Here is a 24095-nt window from a genome sequence, read left to right as displayed (position 1 = left end):
ATAAAGTAAAACATCTGCATAATATAAGCTTTTTTTGCTTCCATTCCCTTCCTTGTCCGCTTGCGGCCTCTTGGAAGCCAGAAACCGAAATAAATATCCATTCATCTTTATTCATAATATTTCACGCCACTCCCGGCTCCGCAACGGCCGGGGCATCCGCATCCGCTCGGCTCCGGATTCGCTTCTCCGTTTCCGAGGCTCCTTGACGGGATCGTCCGCCTGTGTATTTTTACCTGCTCTCCTTGGTTTTATGTATCTGTCCCAAGGCCCTCCCCGACGCCGCATCCGCCCTACGCCAAAATCGTTTTCTGCGAGAACGGACCTAAGCCTCCTGTCCTGTCGAGACGGGAGGCCGGCCATAGATTCCATTCTGATGTCAGGTATTCGAAATGCCTGGAGCCGTGTTCTTCTTCTCTTGCCGATATTCTGTCGGCGTCATCTGGAATCGCTTGCGGAACACCTGCGTGAAATGCCGCATGTCCTGATAGCCGATCCGCTCCGCGATCTCTCCGAGCTTCAGATCGGACTCCCGCAGCAGCTGGCGCGCTTCCTCCAGGCGCAAGCCGATCAGGTAGTCCTTGAAGCCCTGGCCCGTCTTCTGCTTGAACAGCTGGCTGAAATAGACCGGATTGAGATAAACGACGGCCGCGATCCGCTCCAGCGACAGCGACTCCTCCCGATAGTGGGCGGCGATATATTGAAGGGCGACCTCGATCGCCTTGTTGTCGCTGCCGCCCTTGATGCGCAGCGGCGCCTGGCCCGGCTCGTCCGCGGCCGTCATCGTCCGGTACAGCTTCCGCACGGCGTCCGGAACTTCCCCGATCTCGCCGATCCGGCCGCTGGAGGCGATCTGGAACGGAATCCGCAGGTAGCGGCCGAGGTAGCCGCGCAGGCTGGCCAGCAGGCCGGACAGCGCCTCCTCCGCTTCCACGGCGGCGACGCCGATGAGCGTATGCCGGTCATAGCTGACGACGAATCCGTCGCCGCTGCGCTCCAGCAGCTCGCTGAACACGTTGTCCACGACAAAATGCTCCAGCCCCGCGTCGCGCAGTCCCGGCTCGAGGCGCACCATGACGAGATGGAACGAAGGATAGCGGTCCATCAGGGAAGGCACGTCCAGCTGCCCGACATCCTGGCCCGAGGCGAGCCGCTGGAACATCGCCTCGCGCAAGTATTTGCGGCTGCTGCGCAGCAGCTCTCCCTCCTTGAGGGCGCTGCTCTCCGCCGCGAGCTCGGCCGCCAGCTCCCCGACGAGCTCCAGCAGCCGCTTCTTGCCGATCGGCTTCAGCAGATAGTCCTTCGCGCCGAGCTGCACCGCTTTTTGCGCGTAGGCGAATTCCGAATGAGCCGAGATGACGACCCATTTGATGGCGGGATAACTGCGCCGCGACAGGCGCATGAACTCCAAGCCGTCCATGCCGGGCATGAGGATGTCGGTCAGCACGATGTCGATGGGATGCTCCGACAGCACGCGCGCCGCCTCGTCGGCCGAGGCGGCCAGATGGATGCCGCAGTCCGGCATGGACTGCTCCAGCGTCCGGCGGATGCCGGTGCGGATGATGCTTTCGTCGTCTGCGATCAGGATGTTCATGACTGCTGCGTCTCCTCTCCCTTTTGCGAGTCGGCTGCCGGCGCAGGCTCCGCCTGCGCTTGCGTCCGTCCGGCCAGCGGCGGAATCGGCAGCGTCAGCCGGATGACGGTGCCGCCGTCCGGCTCGCGGTCCGCCTGCAGGCCGTAGCCGGCGCCGAACGTGTGGCGCAGCCGGCGATGCACGTTGGCGAGCCCGATCCCGCCCTGCCTGCGCTCGGCTCCCGGCTGGATCTTGACCTGCGGCGCAGCCTCGAACGAGGCGCGCAGCCGCGCGAGCGTCTCCTCCGGCATGCCGACGCCGTTGTCGCGCACCGTCAGCAGCAGCCGACCTTCCCGCGCCTCGGCCGTCAGCTCCAGCCGGCCGTCGCCGGACAACGGCTCGAGGCCGTGCTTGACGGCGTTCTCGATGACCGGCTGCAGGATCATTTTAGGCATCGGCACGTCCAGCCATTCCTCCGGAATGTCGATGCCGACCGACACCCGGCCCTCCAGCCGGATCGTGATGATCGTCAAATAGTCGCGGATCTGCTCCAGCTCCTCCCTCAGCGTCACCGGCGCGCCCTGCTCCCAGTGGCTGCTGTAGCGGAACATCCGCGAGAGCGCGAGCACGACCTCTCCGAGATCGTCCTCCTCCCGCTCGTCCAGCATCCAATAGATCATGTCGAGCGTGTTGTACAGGAAATGCGGATTGACCTGGGACTGCAGCGCGAGCAGCTCGGCGTTCTTCTCGCCGGCCGCGCTCTGGCGCACCCGGTCGACGAGCCGTCCGATCTGCCGCACCATGCGGTTGAACGAGGACGCCATCGCGTCCATCTCGCGGTAGCTGCCCGATTCGATGACGCCCTGGAAGTTGCCGAGCTCGACGCGCTTCATCTCGCGGATGAGGCGGCGCATCGGCGAGGAGATCATGTTGGACAGCACCGAGGCGGCGACGATTGACAGCAGCACGAGCACGACGCCGACGATGATGAGGTAGCGCTGCATCTCGACGAGCTCCACCTTGAGGTCGCGCGCCGGCGTCACCGTGATCGCCGTCCACTCCGCGAACGGCAGGCGCGAGGAGACGACGAGCTTGCCGTCCTTCTCCGTGACGAGCGATTCCCCGGCCGTCTCCGGACGCGGCCCCTCGGCGATCGCCGGCAGCTGCCGCGCTCCGCCGGTCGAGCTCACGAGCCGGCCGCCCTCGTCGATCAGATACACCTCGCTGCTCGGACTCAGCTTGAGGTTGGCGAGCGCCGCGACGATGGGGGCTGGACTCGACTCGTACAGCACGACGCCGATCGGGCGATGCTCGTCGAGGTCGAACAGCTGCCGTCCGAAGGCAAGCACCGGACGATGCTCGTTCTGGTCCACGATCGACGACGGATAGATGCCGAGCCAGACGATCTTGCCGCCTTCCTCGACGATCGAGCGGTACCAGTCCGCCGAGCGGTAGCCGGGCACCATCTCATTGATGTAATTGCCGTAATTGTACACCGGCCCGCGGTCGGTGATGATATGGATGCCGATCATATCGTCGCGGGAGAAGTAGTTGGTGCCGATGATGTTCGTGATCGCCCGCTCGTTCGCGAACCGCTCGCGCGGCTCGGTCGGGCTCGCCTGCAGCAGCCGCACGAGGTCGAAGTTGTTGGAGATCGACTTGGACAGGCTGTCGAAGCCTTTGTCCAGCAGGTCGAACAGGCCGATCGTCTGCGACACGTTGCGCTGGGACAGGTCGGTGATCTTGCGCTGCAGCTGCTCGGTCGTGCGGTTGTAGAACAGCAGGCTGACGACGATGACGATCCCGGTCATGCAGCAGAGCAGCACGAGAAAGAGCCGTTGCTGGAGCGTCTGGCTGCGCGGCCACATGAGCGTCCCCCCTTTGGACGGCAGAATGACGGCAAAGCCCCGCGCTCCCGCGCGAAAAAAATTCGCGCGGGAGGCGGGGTTCGCTTTTGAAGCGGATGAACCGAATGAAGCGGTTGACGATGAAGGCTCCGGACCGCTCCGGCAGAACCGGCCCTGCCCGGCTCTGCCGAGAGCGTCAGCCCTTGACGGCGCCGGCCACCATGCCCTTGGTGATGCGCTCGGACAGGATGAAGTAGATCAGGATGACCGGAATCGCGCCCATCACGAGGAACGCGCCGATGTTGCCGTAATTGGTCGTGTACTGGCTGACGAAGCTGTTGACGCCGAACGGCAGCGTCTTGAGCCGCTCCGAGGAGATGAACGTCGCCGCCAGGATGTACTCGTTCCAGATGTTGATGAACGTCAGGATGCAGACGGTCATGATCGGCGGCACCGAGATCGGCAGGATGATGCTGCGGAAGATCCGGTACACGCTCGCGCCGTCCATGAACGCCGACTCCTCGATCTCATGCGGGATGCCTTTCATGAAGCCGCTCAGGATGAACACCGCGACCGGCGTCTGGAACGCGATGTACGGCAGGATGAGCGACCAATGCGTGTTGAGGATGCCGATGTTCTTGAACATGACCATCAGCGGCAGCAGCGTCGCCTGCATCGGGATCATGAGGCCGAGCATGAAGACGAGCAGCGCGGCCGGCGCCAGCTTCCAGCGGAAGCGGGAGATCGCATAGGCGACCATCGACGCCAGCACGATGACGACGACCATCGTGATGACGGTGACGAAGATGCTGTTGAACAGATAGCGCAGATAGTTGCCCTGCTCGTACGCCTCCGTATAGTTCGCGAAGCGCGGAGACGCCGGGAGCGCGAAGAAGCTCCCGCCTAGGATTTCCTCATTGGTCTTGAAGGAATACAGGATGAGCCAGAGCAGCGGGTACACCTGCGTGACGACAAGGATGCCGAGGAGAAGATACACGACTCCTTTTTTGATGGATGCCATAGACCGTATCTCCCCCTTAGCCGACCTTTTTCTCGATGCGGTTGAAAACGCCGTTGATGACGAAGGTGAACGCCAGGCAGATGAACACCAGCGTCATGGCCAAGGCGCTGCCGTACCCGTACTTGAAGGTCAGGAACGTGTTGTTGTACATGAGCGTCGAGATGACGTCCGTCGCGTGGGCCGGTCCGCCGCCGGTCATGACCATGATGAGGTCGAACGCCTGCAGGGAGCCGATGAACGCCAGCACGATGGAAATCTTGAACACCGGCACGATGAGCGGCAGCGTGATGTAGCGGTCCGCCTTGAAGCCGTCCGCGCCGTCGATCTTGGCCGCCTCGTAGATGTCGGACGGGATGTTCTGGACGCCGGTGAACTGGATGATGAGGTGATAGCCGAAATACTGCCAGAGCGAGACGAAGTACAGGCAGTACATCGCGAACTGCGGCGAGCTCAGCCAGGCGCGCATATGCCCCTGCATGCCGAGCGCGTTCAGGATGCCGTTGATCATGCCGCCCATGTCGAGCGGGTTGTAGATCGTCTTCCACAGCTGGCCGATGATGACGACCGACAGGATGACCGGCATGAAGTAGATCGACACGAGCCGGTTGCCGCGCTTGACGTAGCGGTTGATCAGGATCGCGAACAGCAGGCAGATCGGAATTTCCGCCATGGAGAACACCGCGTACATCAGCGTGCGGCGCACCGCCGGCCAGAAATGAGGGTCATGGAACAGGATGTCGACGTAGTTGTCGAGGCCGACGAACGTCTTGTTGACGCCGATGCCGTCCCACTCGACCAGGCTCGTATAGCCCGAGATGACGATCGGGACGAATACCATCATCATATACAGCAGCAGACAAGGAAGCACGAAGATTCCGATCGTCCACCAACGCACTTTGAGTACATTCATGGTTTTATCTCTACTCCTCTCCCGCAGCGGACGAGAGCCGTCCGCTGTGCCGAAAAGGCAAGGACAGCCCCCTTTCGGGGAAACCGTCCTTGCCGCCCGGCCTTTCTTCCGGCCAGGGGGCCGGCTAGCTGCCTATCGCAGGCTTACTTGTTGGCCGCGAACGCGTCTTGATGCTCTTTCGCCACTTGCTTGGAATCGACCTTCTGCACGAACAGGTTCTGGATGCTGCTCAGATGAGCCTGGGCTACGGCCGGGTTCATCGTGTTGTCGAAGGCGAGGTCGCCGCCGCTGACGCTCTTGAACAGATCGAGGATGCCGACCGCCAGATCGGAGTAGCCCGCTGCCGCGAAGTCGCCTTCGACGACTTGGCCGAGGCCGACTGCGTCCTTCAGCTCGAATTTCTTTTTCGGGAAGTTCGTCATGAAGTAGTTCAGGAAGTCCTTCGTTTCTTGCGGATGCTTGCTGTTCGCGCTGATCGCGAAGCCGGAGCCCGGCGCCAGCATGAACTGGTTGACGTCGCCCTTGCCGTTCACCGTCGGGAAGGAGAACGCGCCGACCTTGCCCGCTACGCTGGAAGCGTCGATGTTGCCCGTTTCCCACGAGCCGATGATGAACATGGCCGCTTTGCCCGTCTTGAAAATGTTGCCGCCTGCGTTGGCGTCGATGCTCGTCGCGCCCTCTGGGAACGCGCCGGCCTGCACCAGCTCCTGGAACGCGTCGACCGCTTCCGTGAACGCCGGATCGTTGAAGTCCTTCTTGCCGTCCATGACGTCCTGCAGGAAGCCCGGGCCGCCGTTCGTGCGGAGCAGGATGTTCATGAACAGGAACGAGCCGGTCCATGTATCCTTCTCGCCGATCGCGATCGGCGTGATGCCTTTCGCCTTAAGCGCCTTGACGTCCTCGAGCATCTCGTCGAACGTCTTCGGCACGTCGGTGATGCCCGCTTGGGCGAACAGGTCCTTGTTATAGTAGACGACCTCGATGTTGTTGCCGTCCGGCAGGGCGTATACGTTGCCGTCGAAGCTGTAGTAGTCGAGCAGCCCTTTTTGGAACGTATCCTTCAGGCCGTTCTGGTCGAGCATGTCGTTGAGCGGCGCAAGCACGCCCGCGTCGACGAACGGCTTCATCTGGGCGGCCGGATTCACGATCGTGATGTCCGGCACTTCCTTGGAGGCCGCTTGCGTCTTCAGCTTCAGCTTCTGCTGGTCGGTATTGAGCGAGTCGAGCTCGATCTTGATGTTCGGGTTGGCCGCCTCGTAGTCGGCGACGAGCTCCTTCATGATCTTGTTCGTCACGGAGGTTTCGTCCGGGTAGATGTTCTGGAACGTGATCGTCACTTTTTTGCCGCTGTCGCCGCCGGAGGCTCCCGTATTGGCTGCCGCCTCGTTGGACGCGCCGCCCGTATTGGCCGCCGGCTCGTTGCCGCTGCCGCATGCCGCGAGGCCGACCGCCAGCGCGCCTGCCGTCAGCAGCAGCGCGGATTTCTTCAGAGCTTTCTTTTCGGACCTTCTCATCTGTTTTTCCACCTTTCAAGTCCCCCTTGGCAAGTTATATCTGGATTATGCGCTCGTGAAGCGGTTGCAACAAGGCAGGAACTTCAGGGGTGAGGTTTGATTTTTTCAGGTGTTGGTTCGGCAGCCCTCCGTCTCGAGACGGAGGGGCCGCCGGGCTTTCGTCCGATTTTCGCGCCGCTATCTTGCCATGATGAATAGCGCATGGTATGTTGGTTCCAGCGAACGGTATTCCTCATCGACAGCTATTACACATTAATTAATACCGTGCATAAGATAGGAGCCATGCGGATGAACGTGCAATTCAAAAAAGGCGTGCTCGACCTGTGCGTCCTCTCCCTGACCGCTTGGGAGGACCGCTACGGCTACGAGCTGGCGGTGGCCATGTCGTCCAAGTTCGAGGTCGCGGTCGGCAGCGTCTATCCGCTGCTCAACCGGCTGACGCAGGAAGGGTACTTCACGACCTACCTGCGCGAATCGCCGGAAGGACCTCCCCGCAAGTACTACAAGCTGACGCCGCTCGGGCATCAGCATCTGATGGAGCTCTTGCGCGAGTGGCGGACCTTCTCGCATGCCGTCGACGAATTGATCAAGGAAGGTGTGGAACGATGACGAGGGAGCATTACTTGAACGAGCTGTGGCAGCAGCTCGCCCCCGTTCCCGAGGCGAAGCGGCGGGAATGGATGTATGACTACGAGGAGCATTTTCGGATCGCGGCGGAGCAGGGGCAGCCGGAGGAGCAGACAGCGGCGGAGCTCGGCGATCCGCGGGCGGTCGCGCGCGAGCTGCTGCTCGGCTACCGCGTCGAGGCAGCCAGCCAAGGAGGCGGAGGCGTGCGGCTCGTCTCGAGGGCGGTGTTCGCCGCGGTCGGGCTCGGCTTTTTCAATCTCGTGTTCGTGCTCGGCCCGTACCTCGCCCTGCTCGGGCTGCTGCTCGCGCTGTGGGCGGTCGCCGGCTCGTTCGTCATCGCCGCCTTCGCGGTCCTGCTGGAAGGATGGACCGGCGACGCGATCGCGATGCCGCTCGCTGTCTTCGGCGCGATGATCGCCGGCGGACTCGGGCTGCTGCTCGGAGCCGCGGCCTATAAGCTGACCGGAGGCATCATGCGGCTGACGCTGAAGTATTTGCTGGCCAACACGAAGATGATGAAAAGGAGCGTGGCGAGATGAACCGCAGCATGAGGAATGTCGTCCTGCTCGGCCTGATCCTGCTGCTCGGCGGCTTGATCGGCGCCGGCGTGACGTTCGGCCAAGGCGACCGGGAGTCGCTCCTCCAGTTCGGCACGGAAGAAGTGAGGCTGAGCGAGGAGGTGCCGGCGGACGGCATCTCGCGCCTTCGGGCGGAGGCCGGCAGCATGGACATCGAGCTGGCGGCAGGCGCGAGCGACGACAAGATCGTCGCGACGATCACCGGCCGCGCGAGCAAGAAGTCGCTCGACAAGATCAAGCTGGAGCTTGATCCGCAAGGCGACGAGCTGACGGTCAAGGGCAAGGAAGGCGGCGTCTTCACGTTCGGCTTCAACATCGTGAACGTGACGATGCGCATCGAGGTCCCGGCGCGGAAGTTCGAAGCGCTGCAAGCGGAGCTCGGCAGCGGCGATATCGACGCCCAAGGAATCGAGGCCGGGGAGCTGACGTTCAAGACCGGCTCCGGCGACATCGAGCTGAGCGGCGTCAAAGGCGGCGTCATCAGCCTGCGGTCCGGCTCGGGCAGCATCGACGGCGAAGGCGTCGTCGCGGAGGAGCTGGCGGCCAAGGCGAGCAGCGGCAACATCTCGCTCGAAGACGTGCTGGCCGCCCTCCAGCTCGATGCGGGCAGCGGCAACATCCGGGCCGAGATGGACCGGCTGGAGCTGCCGGTCACCGCGAGCAGCGGCAGCGGCAACATTACGCTGGCGACGAGGATCGCCCCGGCCTCCGCGACGGTCCAGTACTCGGTCGGCTCCGGCCGCTTCCGCAGCGACTGGAACGAGGACGAGGACGGCGAGCGCAAATCGCGCGAGCTGGTCTTCGGCGACGGCCAGGTGCAGGTGAAGCTGAGCACCGGCTCGGGCAACATCTCGCTGCGGGAGGAATGACGCCTTCCGGCCGGCCGGCCGGAAGGGCTCCGGCGCGGAGCGGATTGAAGCGCATCGCGAAAAACGAGAAAAAACCGGCTCTTTCCGCCGGTTTTTTCTCGTTTTCACGCCGCTTCGCGCGCTCGGCTCCCGCCGCGCCCGCTCGGCTACTTCTTCTCGATGGCCGCCTGATAGATGTCGATGTACTGCTTCAGGTTCAGGCCGTCGAAGCCTTTGACATACGCGTCCCAATCCGTGTCCAGATCCTTGTTGCCGATGACGAACTGGGCGAGGTTGGTCATGACGTACTCCTTGATTCCCGTCGTCAGCTGGGCCGCCGTCTCCGTATCCTCCGGCCGCAGGTACGCGCCGGACGGATAGAATTCCGCGGGAGCGTACGGCTCGTACAGCTTGGTCGCTTGGGCGAGCCGCGTCTCGTAGCCCTTCGAGCTGAGCGGGTTCTGGCTGGAGGCGAACGCGTCGCGGAACTCCTTGGACATATCCTTCGGTCCGAGCAGCGACCAGCTGTCGTTGCGGATCTCGTTCTCGTCGGCGGGCGGCAGGTTGTCGAAGCTGTACTTGGCCGGCTTGCCCCAGATGTTGAGCTCGCCCTCCTTCGCCTTGTTCCAGCCGATGCCCTCCTGGACGCCGTATTCGCTCAGCAGCGCGCCTTCCTCGCTGAACGCGTAGTCCACGAGATGAATCGCCGCGATCTGCTGCCGCTCGGACGCCTTGTTCGTCAGCGCGAAGGCGAAGTCGGTGATGCCCTGCTGCACGCCGGTCAGCTGCACGCCTCCCGGTCCCTTGAGCGGCGGCACGGCGACCCAATGCTGATGGCGCGTGATGCCGTCGTCCCACACATTGACGAGATAGCTGAGCAGCGCCGTCGTCATCGAGCCGACGATCTCGTCTCCCTCGCGATTGCCGAGCTGGCTGATCGCCTGGTCGTTCTGCGTGAACGCGGCCGGATCGATGAGCCCTTCCTTGTACAGCTTGCGCATATAGGCGAGGCCCTCCCTCCACTCCGGCTTGTCGGCCGCGAAGCCGACCTGGCCGTCCTGAAGCGTCAGGTACTTGTCGTTGTCGTTATAGATGAAGGCATTCATCAAATAAGCGTCGAAATTGCCGTTCCAGACGTTTTTGTTCGGAGCCCCCGTAAGCGGGATCTCGTCGGCCTTGCCGTTGCCGTTCGGATCCTTCGTCTTGAAGGCCCGGAGCACCTCGTACAGCTCGTCGGTCGTCGTCGGCACCTGCAGCCCGAGCTTGTCGAGCCAGTCCTTGTTCATCCAGTACTTCTCGGAATAAGTGCAGTGGTAGCACTCGTTGAAGCGCGGGATGCCGTAAATGTTGCCGTCGGGAGCCGTCATCGACTCCTTCAAGTACGGCTTCTTCTCCATGAGCGCCTTCAGGTTGGGCGCGTACTGGTCGATCAAGCCGTTGAGCGGAATCAGCACCCCCTGCTTGCTGTACGTCAGCAGGTCGGTGTTGGAGAACTTGCCCTCGAGGAACACCTCCGGGTAGTCGCCGCTGGCCAGCAGCAGCTGCCGCCGGTCCTTGAGCGCGTCCTGCGGAGCGAGATCCCACTTGATCTTGACGCCGAACTTCTCCTCCACCCGCTTCGTATACTCGTTCTCTTCCAGCGGAGCCTTGCCCTGGACGGCAAAAAACGTCATCTCGACCGGCTTTCCGTCCTCCGCCGCTCCCGCTGCCTCGCCCCCGGCCGCTCCGTTCTCGCTGCCGCTCGAGCAAGCTCCCAGCAGCAGGCCCGTCGCCGCCAGCAGCACGGCCAGCCGCTTCCCCTCGCGCTTCCATCCCATACGCTCAGCCCCCTTCGATATGGTCCAATCCAATCATGCGCAGCCTTGCTCCGGCCCGTCCGGCTTTTCGCGGACGAGCCGGCCGTGCTGTCTCCCGCGCCTCCTCCCAGGGAAGAGGCGCGCAGACGGAAAGCCTCACCTCCTTGAAGCCGCGCGCCGGTCAACCCTTCAGCGAGCCGACCATGACGCCCTTGGCGAAATGCTTCTGCACGAACGGATACAGAACCAGCACCGGCACGCTGGCGACGACGATGAGCGCATACTTCAGCGCCTGCTCAAAGCCCTGGTCGCGCATCCCCTTGGTCGTATTGGCCAGCATTTCCGGATCCGACGCGTTCAGGATGAGCAGGTTGCGCAGCACGTACTGCAGCGGGAACAGATGCTCCGACCGCAGGTAGATGAGCGCGTCGAAATAGGCGTTCCAGTGGCCGACCGCATACATGAGCGTGAGCACGGCGAGGATCGGCTTGGACAGCGGCAGCACGACGCTCCACAGGTAGCGGATATCGCGGCAGCCGTCGATCTCGGCGGCTTCCTGCAGCTCGGCCGGAATCGACGTCTGGAAGAAGGTGCGGGCGACGATGACCTGGAATACCGAGAACACGCCCGGCAGCCACATCGCCCAGCGGGTATCGAGCAGATGCAGCTCCTTCACGAGCAGATAGGTGGGAATGAGGCCGCCGCTGAAAAACATCGTCGTCATCATCAGCACCATGAAGAAGCCTCTTCCGGCCAGGCGCCGCTGCGACAGCGGAAAGGCCATGAGCACCGTGAACGCCACGTTCAGGAACGTGCCGACGACGGTGTAGACGATGCTGTTCCAGTAGCCGAGCATGAGCTGCGAGCTCTGGAAGATCGAAGCATAGGCCCGCAGCGAAAAGTCGACCGGCAGCAGCCACACCTGTCCGGAGACGACCGCTCGCGGAGAGCTGAAGGACGAGCTTACGATGTAGAGCAGCGGATAGGCGACGGCGACGGCGACAAGAGCGAGCGCCGCGTAGATGGCGGCGACGAGCATGCGGTCGCCGATCGGCTCCTTGATGCGCCGGGAGCGGAGCATGGGCATCCTCCCTTCTTTTACCACAGGCTGTTCTGCGACACCCTGCGGGAGATCGTGTTGACCGCGACGAGCAGGATGAGGTTGATGACGGAATTGAACAGGCCGACGGCGGACGAGAAGCTGAAGTTCGCCCCGAGCAGGCCGACCTTGTACACATAGGTCGCGATGACTTCGGAGGTGGCGACGTTGAGCGGGTTCTGCATGAGGTAGATCTTCTCGAAGCCGACGCCCATGATGTTGCCGAGGCTCAGGATGAGCAGGATGACGGTGATCGGCACGAGCGCGGGCAGGTCGATGTGGAGCATCTTGCGCAGCCTCGACGCGCCGTCCATCCTCGCCGCCTCGTACAGCGACGGATCGACGCCGGCCAGCGCCGCCATATAGATGATCGAGGCGTAGCCCATCTCCTGCCAGACGCCGGACCAGACGTAGATGGACTTGAAGAAGCCCGGCTCGCCCATGAAGTTGGGCGCGGTCCAGCCGAACAGGCCGTACAGCCGGTCGGCGATGCCCACATGCGGCGAGAGCATCAGGATGAGGATCGAGACCATGACGACGGTGGAGATGAAATGCGGCGCGTAGGTGACGAGCTGCACCGATCGCTTGAACAGTCCGGTCCGCACCTCGTTCAGCGCCAGCGCCAGCAGGATCGGCACCGGGAAGCCCGCTGCGAGCGAGTACAGGCTGATGAGCAGCGTGTTCTGGATGAGGATCGGAAAGTTCGGCGAGCGGAACAGCGCCTCGAAATGCTTGAGGCCGACCCATGGGCTCCCGAGGATGCCCTGGACGATGTTGAAATCCTTGAAGGCGATCAGGACGCCGAACATCGGAACGTACTTGAAGACGATCAGATACAGGACAGGCAGCAGCAGCAGCACGTACAGCTCCCAGCTGCGCTTGACCCTTGTCCATGCATGAGCCATAGGCATCTCCTTTCGCAACCGCTTGGATGGGACCGGCTCGGCCCGGGCGGCCGGCGTCGCTGATTCGATGGTAGCCCGCCCGCCTCCGCAGCCGCAATGCGTAAGATTCGTTGACTTCACGATTTTCTCCGCGCCGTTTCGGGCCGAAACGGCCGCCATTCCGATCCGGTCGCAGCCGTCTCTGTGACGTCCGCGTCATATTATCTGACCCGATCGGCGAGCGGAATAGAAAAAAGCCTTGCCTGCGCCAAATGGCGTAGGCAAGGCCGGAAGGCCGGAAGGCTGCGGATCACCCGGCGCTCGGTCGCGGCGCCCGCTTGCGGAAATCGCTCGGCGACATGCCGGTATGGTTCTTGAACGCGCGGTTGAAGGAATTGTAGTTGTAATACCCGATGTGCCGGCTGATCTCCTGCAGCGACAGCGACGGTTCGCCGAGCATGCGCTTCGCCTGCTCCATCCGAAGCCCCATCAGGAAGTCGATGAAGTTTTCGCCGAACTGCTCCTTGAACAGCTTGCTGATCGTCTTGGGATGGATGGAGAAGCGATCGCCGAAATAGTCCAGCGACAGCTCCGGGCTGCCGAAGTTCTCCTCCATGTAAGCCCGGATCTGAGCGATCTCGCTGCGGGCCGACTGCGAGTCGCGCAGCTCGCTCATCCGCGCGTCCATCCGCTCCAGCGCGCCGAGGCAGCCTGCCTCCAGCTCGTCCAGCGCCTCCCACTCCCGGTCGAGGGCGAGCAGCTCCGCCTCCGCCTCCTTCCACGCCGTCCAGTACTCCTTGGCCAGCTCCAGGAACATCCGATCCATCTGCTGGTACAGCACCTGCTGCAGGCTCTCGATCTCCTGACGCGAGAAGCAGGACTGGCGGATCTGCGCGTACAGGCTGCGCAGCCGCTCCCTCCAGCCGGGGTCGCCCGTGCGGAACGCCTGGGCGAGCTGCTGGATCGTGCCGAAATGGTCATGCAGCGGACTGCCGCCGCTGCCGAGACGATCCGGCGTGATGACCTTGCCCGTGCCGAGCGCGGCCTTGTAGGCCAGCAGGCTGGCGGCGATGTCCGCCGAGCGGCGGATCTCCTCGAGCGGTCCGGCCGGACCGTGCAGCGCCATCGTGGCGCCGAACGCCAGATTGTCGCGGATCCAGTCCGACGCCTCGGCGGCCAGCCGCCTCGCCTCGTCCAGCCCCGCTTCCGGCGGCAGCCAGACGATCGCGCTCATGCGCCGGTCTCCCGTCCATTCCGCCCAAGCCGCTCCGCCGCCGCCCTGCACTGTCTCCGTCACGACGCTTGCGAGCACGAACTTGAGCATCGCCTGGTCGTGGGCGCTGTAGGCTCGGCAAAAAGCGGCATGGCGGTCGATCTCCAGCGTCCACGCAAACGCCGTCCGCCCGCGGGGCTCGAAGCCAAGACGCTCCAGATCGGACTCCCACTCGGCCTGGGAGATCGGAGCGCCGCCCGCCAGCGCCTCCAGAAAGCGATGCCGCTTGCGCAGCAGCCGGTTCTCCGTATCCTGCTGCTTGGAGCGCTTCATCTCCTCCATCAGCTGCTCCAGCGACAGGCGGATGAAGCCGAGCTCGTTGCGGTCGGCTCCCGGGCCGTCCTGCGGCACGAGCGAGCTGGAGCGAATCAGCGAGACGAGTTGGCTGATCGGCCGGTAATTGCGGCGGGTGACATGCACGACCCAGGCGATGCCGAGCAGGACGGCGCCCAGCGCCAGCACGAGCCAGACGCTGTACAGGTCGAGCGTCAGCTTCAGCCCTTTGCCCGTCGGGCCGCTGGAAACCGTCCAGCCTGTGTACGGCGAGACATACTGGGCCAGAACGAGCTCGCCGCCGTCCAGCCTCGGCCCGATCGCAGGCTGGCCGCTGCGGTCGGACATGGCGATGAACGTCTGGCCGGGGTCGTACATGGAAGCCAGCTCCTGCCCCAGCTTGGACAGGCTGACGTTTACGACGACGTAGCCCGTCTTGACGCTGGAAAAGCCCGGGTAAGCCCGCACGATCGTCATCACCTCCGCCGGCTTGGACATGGCATACGGCTGGAACGAGCGCTTGTCGCTCCATTGGCCGATCGGCCGCTCCCCGTCGAGATAGGATCGGAGGAAGGCGGCGTCGCGGAACGGCTCGGTCTTGAGCGAGCCGTCGCCGAAGACAAAGCCGTCGCGGGGGCGGTACAAATAAATGGAGTCGATGGCGGGATTGCCGAACGCCCATGAGTCCATCAGCCGGTCCGCCTGCAGGTTGACGAAGACGTCCTCCGCCTCCGCCCGGTAGAAATCCTTGAGCACGGCGGAGCCGAGGATGTCCTGCAGGATGCGGTAGTCGATGGCGCGCAACGAGTTGTCGGCATGGCGGATCGCCTGCTGCACGAGGAAGTCGTTCGCCTTGGCCGCTTCCTTGCGGCTCTGCTCGTTCAGAGCTTGGAAAAAGACGACGAACAGGATCGACACGACGATGAAAAAAGCGGGAAGGTACGAGAGCAGAAGCTTGCGGAACCAGCTGCTTTTCATGAAGATCCTCCCTTCAGCCATGGTAGACGAAGCCCGAAGCGGCCCTACGGCGCGGCGCTTGCGCGATTGGCGGCCGTTATTCAGACGCGAAGGCGCAGCATAGGCGCGATCGGAGCGGGACGGTCCGCGGCGGCTGCGGTTGCGGGGGGCGCGGATGCGGCGGCGGACTCGGGTGCGACGGATTCGGTTGCGGGGGGCGCCGAGACGGCGGTGGCTTCGGCTGCGGCCGCTCCGGTTGCGGGGGTCGCCGAGGCGGCGGCGGACTCAAGTGCGGCGGATTCGGTTGCGGAGGGCGCCGATGCGGCAATGACTTCGGCTGCGGCCGCTCCGGTTGCGGGGGTCGCCGAGGCGGCGGCGGACTCGGCTGCGACGGCTTCGGTTTTGGGGGGGCGCCAATGCGACGTCGGCTTTGGTTGCGTCGGCTTCGGTTGCGGCAGAACGAGGCCGGCCGGGGCTCTCTAGGCTCCGCTTTGCTTTTTTCTCCATGCTAACCTATCCTCCTCTCTCAGGCTACCATACGCAGGAAGACGAGCTTTGCCAATTCTCAACATTCGCCGACTTCACGATTTTCCCCGCCGCTGATCCGGCCTCCGCCGCAGCCCTCTTTTTCGCCGGTGATGCGGCATGCTCCCCCGCTTCGCCCCCTCTCCCTTGCGCCGCGCCGCCTCCCACGCGCTCACGCCGTTTTCCGTCCTGACGCGCGGCTTCCTTGAATCCGGCAGCCCGCAGGAGTATCGTTAGAGGAAGCAGCCGAACCTGCCCCGGCCTCGCCGCGCCTATGCGGCCCGAGGACCGGCAGGCGGCACATCCGAGGAAAGAGGTCCATTCCGAATGAAAAAACGTATCCTGCCCGACCCGCCCGCCTATGTCCTGATCGTCGCCGCCGTCGAAGCGGAGCGGGATGCCGTCGTGCGGGGCCTGATGAAGGCTTGCCCCGAAGAAAGCTGCGGCGAGGCGGAGGGCCCCCTGCGCCGGGTCGGGCGCTACATCGTCGTCGCCGGCGGCGTCGGCCCGGCCGCTGCGGCAGCCAGCACGGCGCTGGCGATCGCCGGCGGGCCGCCGCTGCGCTATGTCGTCAGCGCCGGCATCGGCGGCGGCTTCCCCGGAGCCGCGCCGATCGGCTCCGTCGTCGTCGCGACCGAGATCGTATGCGCCGATCTCGGAGCGGAGACCGCGCAGGGCTTCGCCAGCGTGGACGAGCTCGGCTTCGGCTCGTGGCGCGTGAAGACGGACCGCGAAGTCGCCGAGGCGCTGGCCGAGGCGCTGCGGCAGGCCGGCATGGCCGCGACAGCGGCGCCGGTGCTGACGCTGTCCACGGTGACGGGCAGCGGAGAGACGGCCGCCGAGCTGCTGCGCCGGGTGCCCGGCGCGGCGGCGGAGGCGATGGAAGGCTACGGCGCGGCGCTCGCCGCCTCGATGCACGGCATCGAGGCGATGGAGGTCCGCGCCCTCTCGAACGCGGTCGGTCCGCGCGACCGCGACGCCTGGCGCATCGGCGACGCGCTGGCGGCGCTGGAGCGGACGGCCGCGATTTTGCCGGAGGTGCTGAACATCCGATGAAGATGAAAATCGCTTATTCTCCATGTCCCAACGATACCTTCGTGTTCCACGCCTGGGCGCACGGCCTGATCGCGGGCGCGCCCGAGCTCGACGTGACGTACGCCGACATCGACGTCACCAACGGCTGGGCCGCTCGCGGCGAAGGACCCGAGGTCATGAAGATCTCGTATGCCGCTCTCCCCTACGTGCTGGACCGCTACGCCCTCATCCCATGCGGCGGCGCGCTCGGCCGCGGCTGCGGCCCGCTCGTGCTGACGGCCGGCGGCGGCCGGATCGCTGCGGAGCGGGCGGAAGTTGGCGGCGCGGCGGAGCCGACCGCAGGAACGGATCGGCGAGAAGCCGGAGATGCTGCGGCGAGCTCGCAAGGCGGCAGCGGCGCAGCGGCACGCCCGTCGGCCGACGCGTCAGCCGGAGCGGCTCGCTCCCATGTCGGCGCTGCTGCGCCGGGCATGGACCCGTCCTGGCTGAGCGGCCGGACGGTCGCCGTGCCGAGCGACCGCTCCACGGCGTACCTGCTGTTCCGGCTGTGGACGGCGCAGCAGATCACCGGCGAGCCGCCGCGCATCGTCGTCCTGCCTTTTCACGAAATCATGCCCGCCGTCCGGGACGGCCGCGTCGATGCGGGCCTCGTCATCCACGAGGCGCGCTTCACCTATCCCGACTACGGCCTGACGCTCATGGCCGACATGGGCGTCTGGTGGGAGGCCGACACCGGCCTGCCGATCCCGCTCGGCGCGATCATCGCCCGCCGCGGCATGGACGTCGAGTCGCTGGCCCGTTGGACGCGCGCCTCGGTCGAATACGCTTGGGCGCATCCGGACGAATCGGCGGGCTATGTACGCGAGCACGCCCAAGAGATGTCGCCGGACGTCGCGCGTTCCCACATCGCGCTTTACGTCAACGAGTTCACCCGGTCGCTCGGCGAGGACGGGCTGGCCGCCGTCGAGTCGCTGCTCGGCCGCGCCGCCCGCGAGGGCCTTGTCCCCGACTTCGACCCGGCGCTGCTGCGGAGCTAAGCGCTGCGCGAATGTCCCGGTGCGGAGCCTTTGCGGGGATGGCGCCGCGGTCCTCCTGGCCATAAGAGCAATCAGCCTCGAACAGCTGCGATCCGCCCTGATTCGCAGCTTGGATCGGGGCTTTTTTGCAGCTATTCGAGCGATAAACCATGCCGGCCTCTTCGTCGCGCTTCGTCCCGATCGCGTGCATCGCACCTTCGCTCCAGCGGAAGGCGCTCCGTTTTGCAAGCGGCTTCTCCGGTCGATACATGACGGCTGCTGACGACGAATCAGATCGTTAGCAGCCCTAAATGGGACAGCTTCAAAATCTAACGACGCGCGAGGAGCTTAGCCATGCCAAAACGCCGGAAAAACATGCGGAAAGAGGCGAATTGCTAGTCTAAGCGTCTGAGGAGTCGTTCGATTTTTGGAGACGCGAAAAAAGGGCGGCTAAGCGTCTGAGGAGTCGTTGGCATCGAATGGGAAGCGCATGGTTCTCCAGGCGAGCGCCGTTCTCAACTCTCTATTCAGCCTCCCTCACGGCTTGACATGACGAGGCGGCTCAACTAAACTCAATATATGAACAAATGCTCATATATTATCAAGGGATAAGGAGGCTCATGATGAGTCATGAACCGGATCTAAGGCGCAGAGTTGGAAAGGACACGCCTCCATTCGAAAGCACGCGCAGCCTTGGGCAGGCAGAGCCAGGGCAAACCCACAACCATGACCACCTCAGCCGCTCCCACGACGGACACAGCCACGCCCGCTCTGCCCATAGCCGCTCCCACGACGGACACAGCCATTCCCACTCAGGCCATAGCCACTCCGGCAACGGACACAGCCACTCCCACGCGGGCCATAGCCACTCCCACAATCACGGCCACTCCCACGCCGGGCACGGTCATTTCCACGGAGGCGGGAGCGGCAACAAGCGCGGACTGCTCATCGCCCTCCTCATTACGACCGGCATCATGGTGCTGGAGTTCGTCGGCGGCCTGGCGACGGGCAGCCTGGCGCTGCTGTCCGACAGCGGCCATATGCTCAGCGACGCCGGCGCGCTGCTGCTGAGCCTCGTCGCCGTCGGCTTCGCCGCCCGCCCTTCCTCGCCGAAGCGCACGTTCGGCTTCCGCCGGTTCGAGATTCTGGCCGCCTTGTTCAACGGCGCGACGCTGATCGCCATCGCGATCTTCATTGTCGTCGAGGCTTGGGGCCGATTCTGGGAGCCGCCGACGGTCGCCAGCCGCTCGATGCTGCTAATCGCCGCGGTCGGGCTGCTCGCCAATCTCGCCAGCGCCTGGTTCCTGATGCGCCAGGGCGACGTGAAGGGCAACGTCAACCTGAAGAGCGCCTATCTGCATGTGCTCGGCGACGCTCTCGGCTCGGTCGGCGCGATCGCGGCCGGGGCGCTGATGTGGGCGTTCGGCTGGTACTGGGCCGATCCGGCGATCTCCGTGCTCGTGTCGCTGCTGATCGTAAAAAGCGCCTGGGGCATGCTCCGAAGCACCGTCCATATCCTCATGGAAGGCGCTCCCGAGACGGTGGACACGCAGCGGGTGCAGCTCGAGCTGGAGTCGCTGCCCGGCGTCATCGACGTGCATGATCTCCATATCTGGACGATCACCTCCGGCTTCGACGCCATGACCTGCCATCTGCTCGTCGAGGACGACGCCGACAGCCGCCGCGTCCTGCAGCAGGCGATCGCCCTCCTGCGGGACGGGCACGGCATCCGCCACTGCACGATCCAGATCGAGGATTCCAGCGTCCGGCACGAAGAGCTCGGCTGCTGATCGCTCCGGCATTCGCCCCGAGTCCAGCCGCGAGGCCCATTGCCTTGCCGTTCCGCGTCAAAAGCCCACCCAAACGGGTTTCCCCGCCGGATGGGCTTTTGGACTTTTCTTTCCTCAAACGCGGATGAACTGAATGACGCCTATCGTAAATAGAAGTAGAACCAGCACGGCCGCGCCGATGCCGATGCCGATTAAAAACTTACCCCCGAGCCCGGTGTCCCTGCGCCCGACCGGCCCATATCCCCGCTCCGACGTCGCCAGCTCCCGCTCCTCCAACTCCTCGACCCGCCGCTTCAAGTCCTGCACTTCCCGCTCCAGATCCATAGATGCATCCCTCCTCGCCCTACCCTATCACAGTTCATCCGGATTTTGGAAGATCACAGAAACCTTTCCATTCCCTTTACGTCTAAAGGAAAGGAAAATAAGAGCCCCGCTCCTCAGGCTCCACTACAGCGCCAAGGAGAGAGAATTCATGCTGCATCACATCGAACTATATGTCTCCGATCTGCAAAAGTCCGCTTCCTTTTGGGGCTGGTTCCTCGGCGAGCTCGGGTACGAGCCCTTTCAGGAATGGCCGGAGGGCCGCAGCTGGAAGCACGGCTCGACCTACCTCGTGTTCGTGCAAGCGAAAGAGAAATACTTGGACGTGCCGTACCACCGTGCCCGGGTCGGACTGAACCATCTCGCTTTCCACGCCGCCTCGCGCGAGCAGGTGGACCGGCTGACCGACGAAGTCCGCGCCAGAGGAATGAACCTGCTCTATGAAGACCGCCATCCCCATGCGGGCGGGGCGGGGACGTACATCCTCTTTTTCGAGGATCCGGACCGGATCAAGGTCGAGCTCGTCGCGCCGGCCGAGGAGCAGAGACTGCCCGAATGACCGATCAAAGGAGATGAGCTTATGAAGCCTGTCCGCCATGCTCATGCAAAAGCCCCCCTCGGAACGAGGCGCGCCGGCCGCAGCGCGCTCGGAATGCTGCTCGCCGTGCTCCTGCTGTCCGGCTCGGCTACGACGCCCGCAGCGGCTGCCGAGCCGGCAGGGTCCCAAGCGCCCGCAGCGGCCGTCAAGCCGACTGCTTCTCCCACGCCAGCGACCTCCTTTAAGGAGCTGGCCGCGTCCTGCGGTCCGAGCACGCTGAAGTCGGTGCTAATCGGCGGGGCAAGCGGCGTCGACGACCAGTTGTACGGAGCCCGCAAGGAGGATGCCGCGCGGATCAAGAAGGTTTGCGGGATGGTGCAAGCCTTTGCGAAGAAAGGCAAGCCCGTCAAGGCTTTCGATTCTACGCCTTACAGCTTCTTCTATGGACTCAGCCTGACCTTCTCCAATAAGGGCGATGCCTCCATCTTCGGCTCGACCGGCGGCCTGTACCTGGAATCCGGCTCCACCTTCCTGCAGCTTGACGACATCAGCGTGTCGAAAGACTACAGCTCGCTGTTCGTCAGGAATGAGGAAATCGCCGAGATTCCCGCGACCGCTCGCTTCGGAGAGAAGATTCGGCTGAAAGGACATGATCCGCTCCTTTTCTCCCCGGAGCTCTTTGTGTATTGGACGCCAAATGCCGAAACCTATTCCTCCTCCTCGGATTCATCCGGTTATCCCTATGACCACTCCCTGCTGATCGGCACAGGCACGCAGCAATTCGGCTACTACGACTTCTCCATCACGCTGCCCGCCTATGGCAAAGCAAAGGATGGAACGATGAAATTCCTTGAATCAAAAGGTTCTCTCAGCCTATACGTCGCCTATGGAGGCAATGGCAGCCGAACGTTAGGGGAGATGTCGCTGCTCCCCGCCGCCGAGCCGTTCCTGTCCGTGGACGGCAAGCCCGCGCTGGACGCGGCGCTGCGGCCCATCCTGCGGGAAGGGCGCGCCCTGCTGCCGCTGCGCTCCATCGCCAAGCTCGCCGGCAAGTCCGTCGTCTGGGACAAGGCGTCGTGGAGCGCGCTCATCCGCTCCGAGCCGCCCGCTCCGCGCAAGGGCGCCTACTCCTTCCCGCAGCTGTGGATCGACGGCAAGCTCGCCGCTCCGGAGCTGCAGCCGATTCTGCGCGACGGGCTGACCTACGTGCCGATCCGCGCGCTGACCGCGGCGTTCGGCATCTCCGTCTCCTGGAATGCGGCCAGCCGCAGCGTCGATATCGAGCTGCCCTGAGCTATGGTATAATGGCCGGAGCCAAGCCCGATCCGGGCCATCCCCCTTTGCAAAGGAGCGCCGCCGCCATGGCCTATATCCGACCTCTCCATACCGATGCCGACTTCCAGGAAGCGCTCGACGAGCGCATCCCGGTCCGCGTCTTCCGCGACGACCATATGGTCGAGTCCGGCAGCTGCATCGTGCGCTTCGACGAGCGCACCGTCGTGCTGCAGTCGGGCGTCGCCGATCTCGCCTACCACGCGCGGGCGCAATGCGAGTTTTTCGAGCTGCGCAAAAAAAGCTGAACCTGCTCGGCTCACGCGCGCGGCGGAACTCCCGCATGCGCGGTCCAGATTTAAATCAAGCAAAAAAAGCCTGCCGCTTCGGCAGGCTTTTTTGCACTATTTAAACCATATACTCCAAGCCTACATCTGAAGCTGCTTGAGGTTGTAGAATTCGCCCTTGCGCGCGATCAGCTCGTCGAACGTGCCGACCTCGGCGATGCGTCCGCGCTTCATGACGACGATGCGGTCCGCATGGCGGATCGTCGAAAGGCGATGGGCGACGATGAACGTCGTGCGCCCCTGGATGAGCTGCTGCATCGCCTGCTGCACATGATGCTCGGAGGCGTTGTCGAGCGCGGACGTCGCCTCGTCGAGCAGGATGACGCTCGGATCGCGCACGAGCGCGCGGGCGATCGCGATCCGCTGGCGCTGGCCGCCGGACAGCTTGCCGCCATGCTCGCCGACCATCGTGTCGATGCCCTTCGGCAGGCGCGAGACCATCTCGGTCAGATGCGCCCGCTCCACCGCCTCCATCACCTGCTCCTCCGTGATGCCCTGCAGGCCGTAGGTGATGTTGTCGCGGATCGAGCCGGAAAACAGGATGTTCGTCTGCGGCACAACGGCCAGATGGCGGCGGTACTCGGACAGATCAAGCGCGGACAGCGGCACGCCGTCGACGAGCACCCGTCCGGAGGTCGGGTTCAAGAACCCGATGACGAGGTTGAGGATCGTCGACTTGCCCGCGCCGGACTCCCCGACGAACGCGATGCACTCGCCCGCGCGCACGTCGAGCGATACTTCCTCGAGCACATGCTGGTCGCCGTCCGGGAACTTCAGCTGCACGTCCTCGAAGCGGTACTCCCCGCTCAGCCGGGTCAGCTTGAGCTTGCCGGCGTTGTCCTCGATGTCGGTCGAGCGCAGGATCTCCGTGATCGAGGAGATCGACTCCGTGCCCTTGGCGATCATCGGGTAGACGTTGATGAGCGCCGTGATCGAGCCGAGGATCATGCCGAAGTAGCCCTGGTACATGACGATGTTGCCGACCGGGATGCTGCCCGTATAGGCGAGATAGGCGGTGAACAGCAGGCAGACGACCTGCACGATCTGGAACGTCACCCAGCCGGAGGCGCCGAAGTACGCCTCGACGAGGTCCATCCGGTACCCCTTGCCCTGCAGGCGCCGCAGCGTCGTGTCGATGCGGTCGATCTCGACCTGCTCGAGCCCGTGCGCCTTGGTGACGGGGATCATCTCCACCATCTCGGAGACGTGGCTGCTCATCGTCTCGATCTCCTTGCGGAACTCGCGATTGCTCTGCCGGATGCGCCGCTTGAACATCTGCATGACGCCGATCGCCGCCGGCACCGTCAGCACGTAGAAGAGCGAGACGAGCCAGTTGGAGTAGAGCGTCAGCCCGAAGGCGATGACGACGTTGAAGATGGCCGGGATGAACGCCAGCATGAGCTGCTTGCTCATGCCCTCGACGGCCTCGACGTCGCGCAGCACCTTGGACTGCAGCCGGCCGGCGGCGAGCTCGCGATGCGAGTTGATCGACAGCTGCTGCAGCTTGCGCACCATCGCGCCGCGCAGGCCCGCCTCGACCGAGCGGATCGCGCGGCTGAGGAAGCTGACGTAGGCGGCGTGGGTCGGGATGTTCTGCAGGACGACGGCGATCAGCACGGCGAAGTTGATCCACAGCTCCCGCAGGCTGTGCTGGTCCGGCTGCGCGACGATGTTGATCATGTTGGCCGTCACGATCGGCAGCACGTAGACGGGCAGGCTTTTGACGAGGAAAAAGACGATCGAGATCGTCAGGTTGAGGAAGTTCCCCTTGTACAGCGACATCAGATACTGGAATGCCGTCCGGTTCTCCGTCGTCGCCGCCTGCTGGAAGGCGCTCTCGAAGGAAGCGCTGGAAATCGGGGCCGGCGCGGTCCGGTTCATCATGTTGGATCATCCTCTTCCGTTAGGCTAACACCCGTTCGACAGGTCAAAGGAAGAATAAGAGATGGCCGGGCTCGGTGTCAATGGCCTGCATGCGGATGAGAGGGGACGAAGAAAGGAGGTCGAATTAGAAATGGAATAGTACTGGAAGGGGACGACATCGCCCCCGCAGC

General features: G+C 64.0%; 20 protein-coding genes. 9 read left to right on the top strand and 11 right to left on the bottom strand.

Annotated features, from left to right (window positions below; translation table 11 throughout):
* Positions 1 to 376: 376 nt before the first annotated feature.
* From H582_RS0116790 to H582_RS0116770, 5 genes are all read right to left on the bottom strand, one after another.
* Entirely contained in the window at positions 377 to 1591 is a 1215-nt protein-coding gene (locus tag H582_RS0116790) for a response regulator (protein ID WP_028599442.1), read from the bottom strand.
* The gene (locus tag H582_RS0116785) at positions 1588 to 3438 is read right to left on the bottom strand and encodes a cache domain-containing sensor histidine kinase (RefSeq protein WP_028599441.1); all 1851 of its coding nucleotides are present in this window, start codon (positions 3436 to 3438) and stop codon (positions 1588 to 1590) included. The genes H582_RS0116790 and H582_RS0116785 overlap by 4 nt, the downstream gene beginning before the upstream one ends.
* Before the next feature lie 175 nt (positions 3439 to 3613).
* Positions 3614 to 4438, bottom strand: a complete 825-nt coding sequence (locus H582_RS0116780) for a carbohydrate ABC transporter permease (RefSeq protein WP_028599440.1) — start codon at positions 4436 to 4438, stop codon at positions 3614 to 3616.
* Positions 4439 to 4454: 16 nt separating this feature from the next.
* Positions 4455 to 5348 (bottom strand): carbohydrate ABC transporter permease, encoded by an 894-nt coding sequence (locus tag H582_RS0116775; protein WP_028599439.1) that lies wholly within the window; start codon positions 5346 to 5348, stop codon positions 4455 to 4457.
* Positions 5349 to 5491: 143 nt separating this feature from the next.
* Positions 5492 to 6862, bottom strand: coding sequence for an extracellular solute-binding protein (locus H582_RS0116770; RefSeq protein ID WP_028599438.1), 1371 nt, complete (start codon positions 6860 to 6862; stop codon positions 5492 to 5494).
* Between the two features lie 288 nt (positions 6863 to 7150).
* Between H582_RS0116770 and H582_RS0116765 the strand changes: the two genes are divergently transcribed.
* Genes H582_RS0116765 through H582_RS30260 form a run of 3 tightly spaced genes read left to right on the top strand, consistent with a single transcriptional unit; the run spans position 7151 to position 8936 of the window.
* Positions 7151 to 7471 carry a PadR family transcriptional regulator gene (locus tag H582_RS0116765; RefSeq protein WP_028599437.1) on the top strand — a complete coding sequence of 107 codons (321 nt, stop codon included), beginning with the start codon at positions 7151 to 7153 and terminating at the stop codon, positions 7469 to 7471.
* Positions 7468 to 8028, top strand: coding sequence for an HAAS signaling domain-containing protein (locus H582_RS0116760; RefSeq protein WP_028599436.1), 561 nt, complete (start codon positions 7468 to 7470; stop codon positions 8026 to 8028). The genes H582_RS0116765 and H582_RS0116760 overlap by 4 nt, the downstream gene beginning before the upstream one ends.
* On the top strand, positions 8025 to 8936 hold the full coding sequence (locus tag H582_RS30260) for a DUF4097 family beta strand repeat-containing protein (protein ID WP_028599435.1): 912 nt from the start codon (positions 8025 to 8027) through the stop codon (positions 8934 to 8936). Before H582_RS0116760 ends, H582_RS30260 begins: the two co-directional genes overlap by 4 nt.
* 146 nt (positions 8937 to 9082) lie before the next feature.
* Here the strand turns inward: H582_RS30260 and H582_RS0116750 are convergent, their stop codons facing one another.
* From H582_RS0116750 to H582_RS0116735, 4 genes are all read right to left on the bottom strand, one after another.
* Positions 9083 to 10732 (bottom strand): extracellular solute-binding protein, encoded by a 1650-nt coding sequence (locus tag H582_RS0116750; protein ID WP_043111472.1) that lies wholly within the window; start codon positions 10730 to 10732, stop codon positions 9083 to 9085.
* Positions 10733 to 10892: 160 nt separating this feature from the next.
* Positions 10893 to 11792 carry a carbohydrate ABC transporter permease gene (locus tag H582_RS0116745; RefSeq protein ID WP_028599433.1) on the bottom strand — a complete coding sequence of 300 codons (900 nt, stop codon included), beginning with the start codon at positions 11790 to 11792 and terminating at the stop codon, positions 10893 to 10895.
* Between the two features lie 17 nt (positions 11793 to 11809).
* Entirely contained in the window at positions 11810 to 12721 is a 912-nt protein-coding gene (locus H582_RS0116740) for an ABC transporter permease (RefSeq protein WP_043111471.1), read from the bottom strand.
* Positions 12722 to 13004: 283 nt separating this feature from the next.
* Positions 13005 to 15218 (bottom strand): AraC family transcriptional regulator, encoded by a 2214-nt coding sequence (locus tag H582_RS0116735; protein ID WP_028599431.1) that lies wholly within the window; start codon positions 15216 to 15218, stop codon positions 13005 to 13007.
* A gap of 831 nt (positions 15219 to 16049) precedes the next feature.
* Between H582_RS0116735 and H582_RS0116725 the strand changes: the two genes are divergently transcribed.
* The 3 genes from H582_RS0116725 to H582_RS28140 all read left to right on the top strand — a co-directional run bounded on the left by H582_RS0116725 (position 16050) and on the right by H582_RS28140 (position 19563).
* Positions 16050 to 16778, top strand: a complete 729-nt coding sequence (locus H582_RS0116725) for a futalosine hydrolase (protein WP_052333362.1) — start codon at positions 16050 to 16052, stop codon at positions 16776 to 16778.
* A 2-nt stretch (positions 16779 to 16780) separates the two neighbouring features.
* A complete protein-coding gene (locus H582_RS0116720) occupies positions 16781 to 17794 on the top strand; it encodes a 1,4-dihydroxy-6-naphtoate synthase (RefSeq protein ID WP_028599429.1) in 1014 nt (337 codons plus the stop codon).
* 602 nt (positions 17795 to 18396) lie between these two features.
* Complete coding sequence (locus H582_RS28140) at positions 18397 to 19563, top strand: cation diffusion facilitator family transporter (protein ID WP_084137383.1); 1167 nt, start codon at positions 18397 to 18399, stop codon at positions 19561 to 19563.
* A gap of 114 nt (positions 19564 to 19677) precedes the next feature.
* Here the strand turns inward: H582_RS28140 and H582_RS0116710 are convergent, their stop codons facing one another.
* Positions 19678 to 19887 carry a hypothetical protein gene (locus H582_RS0116710; RefSeq protein ID WP_028599428.1) on the bottom strand — a complete coding sequence of 70 codons (210 nt, stop codon included), beginning with the start codon at positions 19885 to 19887 and terminating at the stop codon, positions 19678 to 19680.
* Between the two features lie 148 nt (positions 19888 to 20035).
* Between H582_RS0116710 and H582_RS0116705 the strand changes: the two genes are divergently transcribed.
* The 3 genes from H582_RS0116705 (at position 20036) to H582_RS0116695 (ending at position 22002) form a co-directional block, all read left to right on the top strand.
* Positions 20036 to 20443, top strand: coding sequence for a VOC family protein (locus H582_RS0116705; RefSeq protein ID WP_028599427.1), 408 nt, complete (start codon positions 20036 to 20038; stop codon positions 20441 to 20443).
* 21 nt (positions 20444 to 20464) lie between these two features.
* Positions 20465 to 21715 (top strand): copper amine oxidase N-terminal domain-containing protein, encoded by a 1251-nt coding sequence (locus H582_RS0116700; RefSeq protein WP_028599426.1) that lies wholly within the window; start codon positions 20465 to 20467, stop codon positions 21713 to 21715.
* Between the two features lie 68 nt (positions 21716 to 21783).
* Entirely contained in the window at positions 21784 to 22002 is a 219-nt protein-coding gene (locus H582_RS0116695) for a hypothetical protein (RefSeq protein ID WP_028599425.1), read from the top strand.
* A 120-nt stretch (positions 22003 to 22122) separates the two neighbouring features.
* Here the strand turns inward: H582_RS0116695 and H582_RS0116690 are convergent, their stop codons facing one another.
* Positions 22123 to 23925 carry an ABC transporter ATP-binding protein gene (locus H582_RS0116690; RefSeq protein ID WP_228551236.1) on the bottom strand — a complete coding sequence of 601 codons (1803 nt, stop codon included), beginning with the start codon at positions 23923 to 23925 and terminating at the stop codon, positions 22123 to 22125.
* Positions 23926 to 24095: the final 170 nt, after the last annotated feature.

The organism is Paenibacillus pasadenensis DSM 19293 (assembly GCF_000422485.1).
In the GTDB taxonomy this organism is placed as follows: Bacteria; Bacillota; Bacilli; order Paenibacillales; family Paenibacillaceae; genus Paenibacillus_O; species Paenibacillus_O pasadenensis.
The sequence above is the reverse complement of the archived record's forward strand: the minus strand, read 5'-3'. Positions and strand labels throughout refer to the sequence as shown.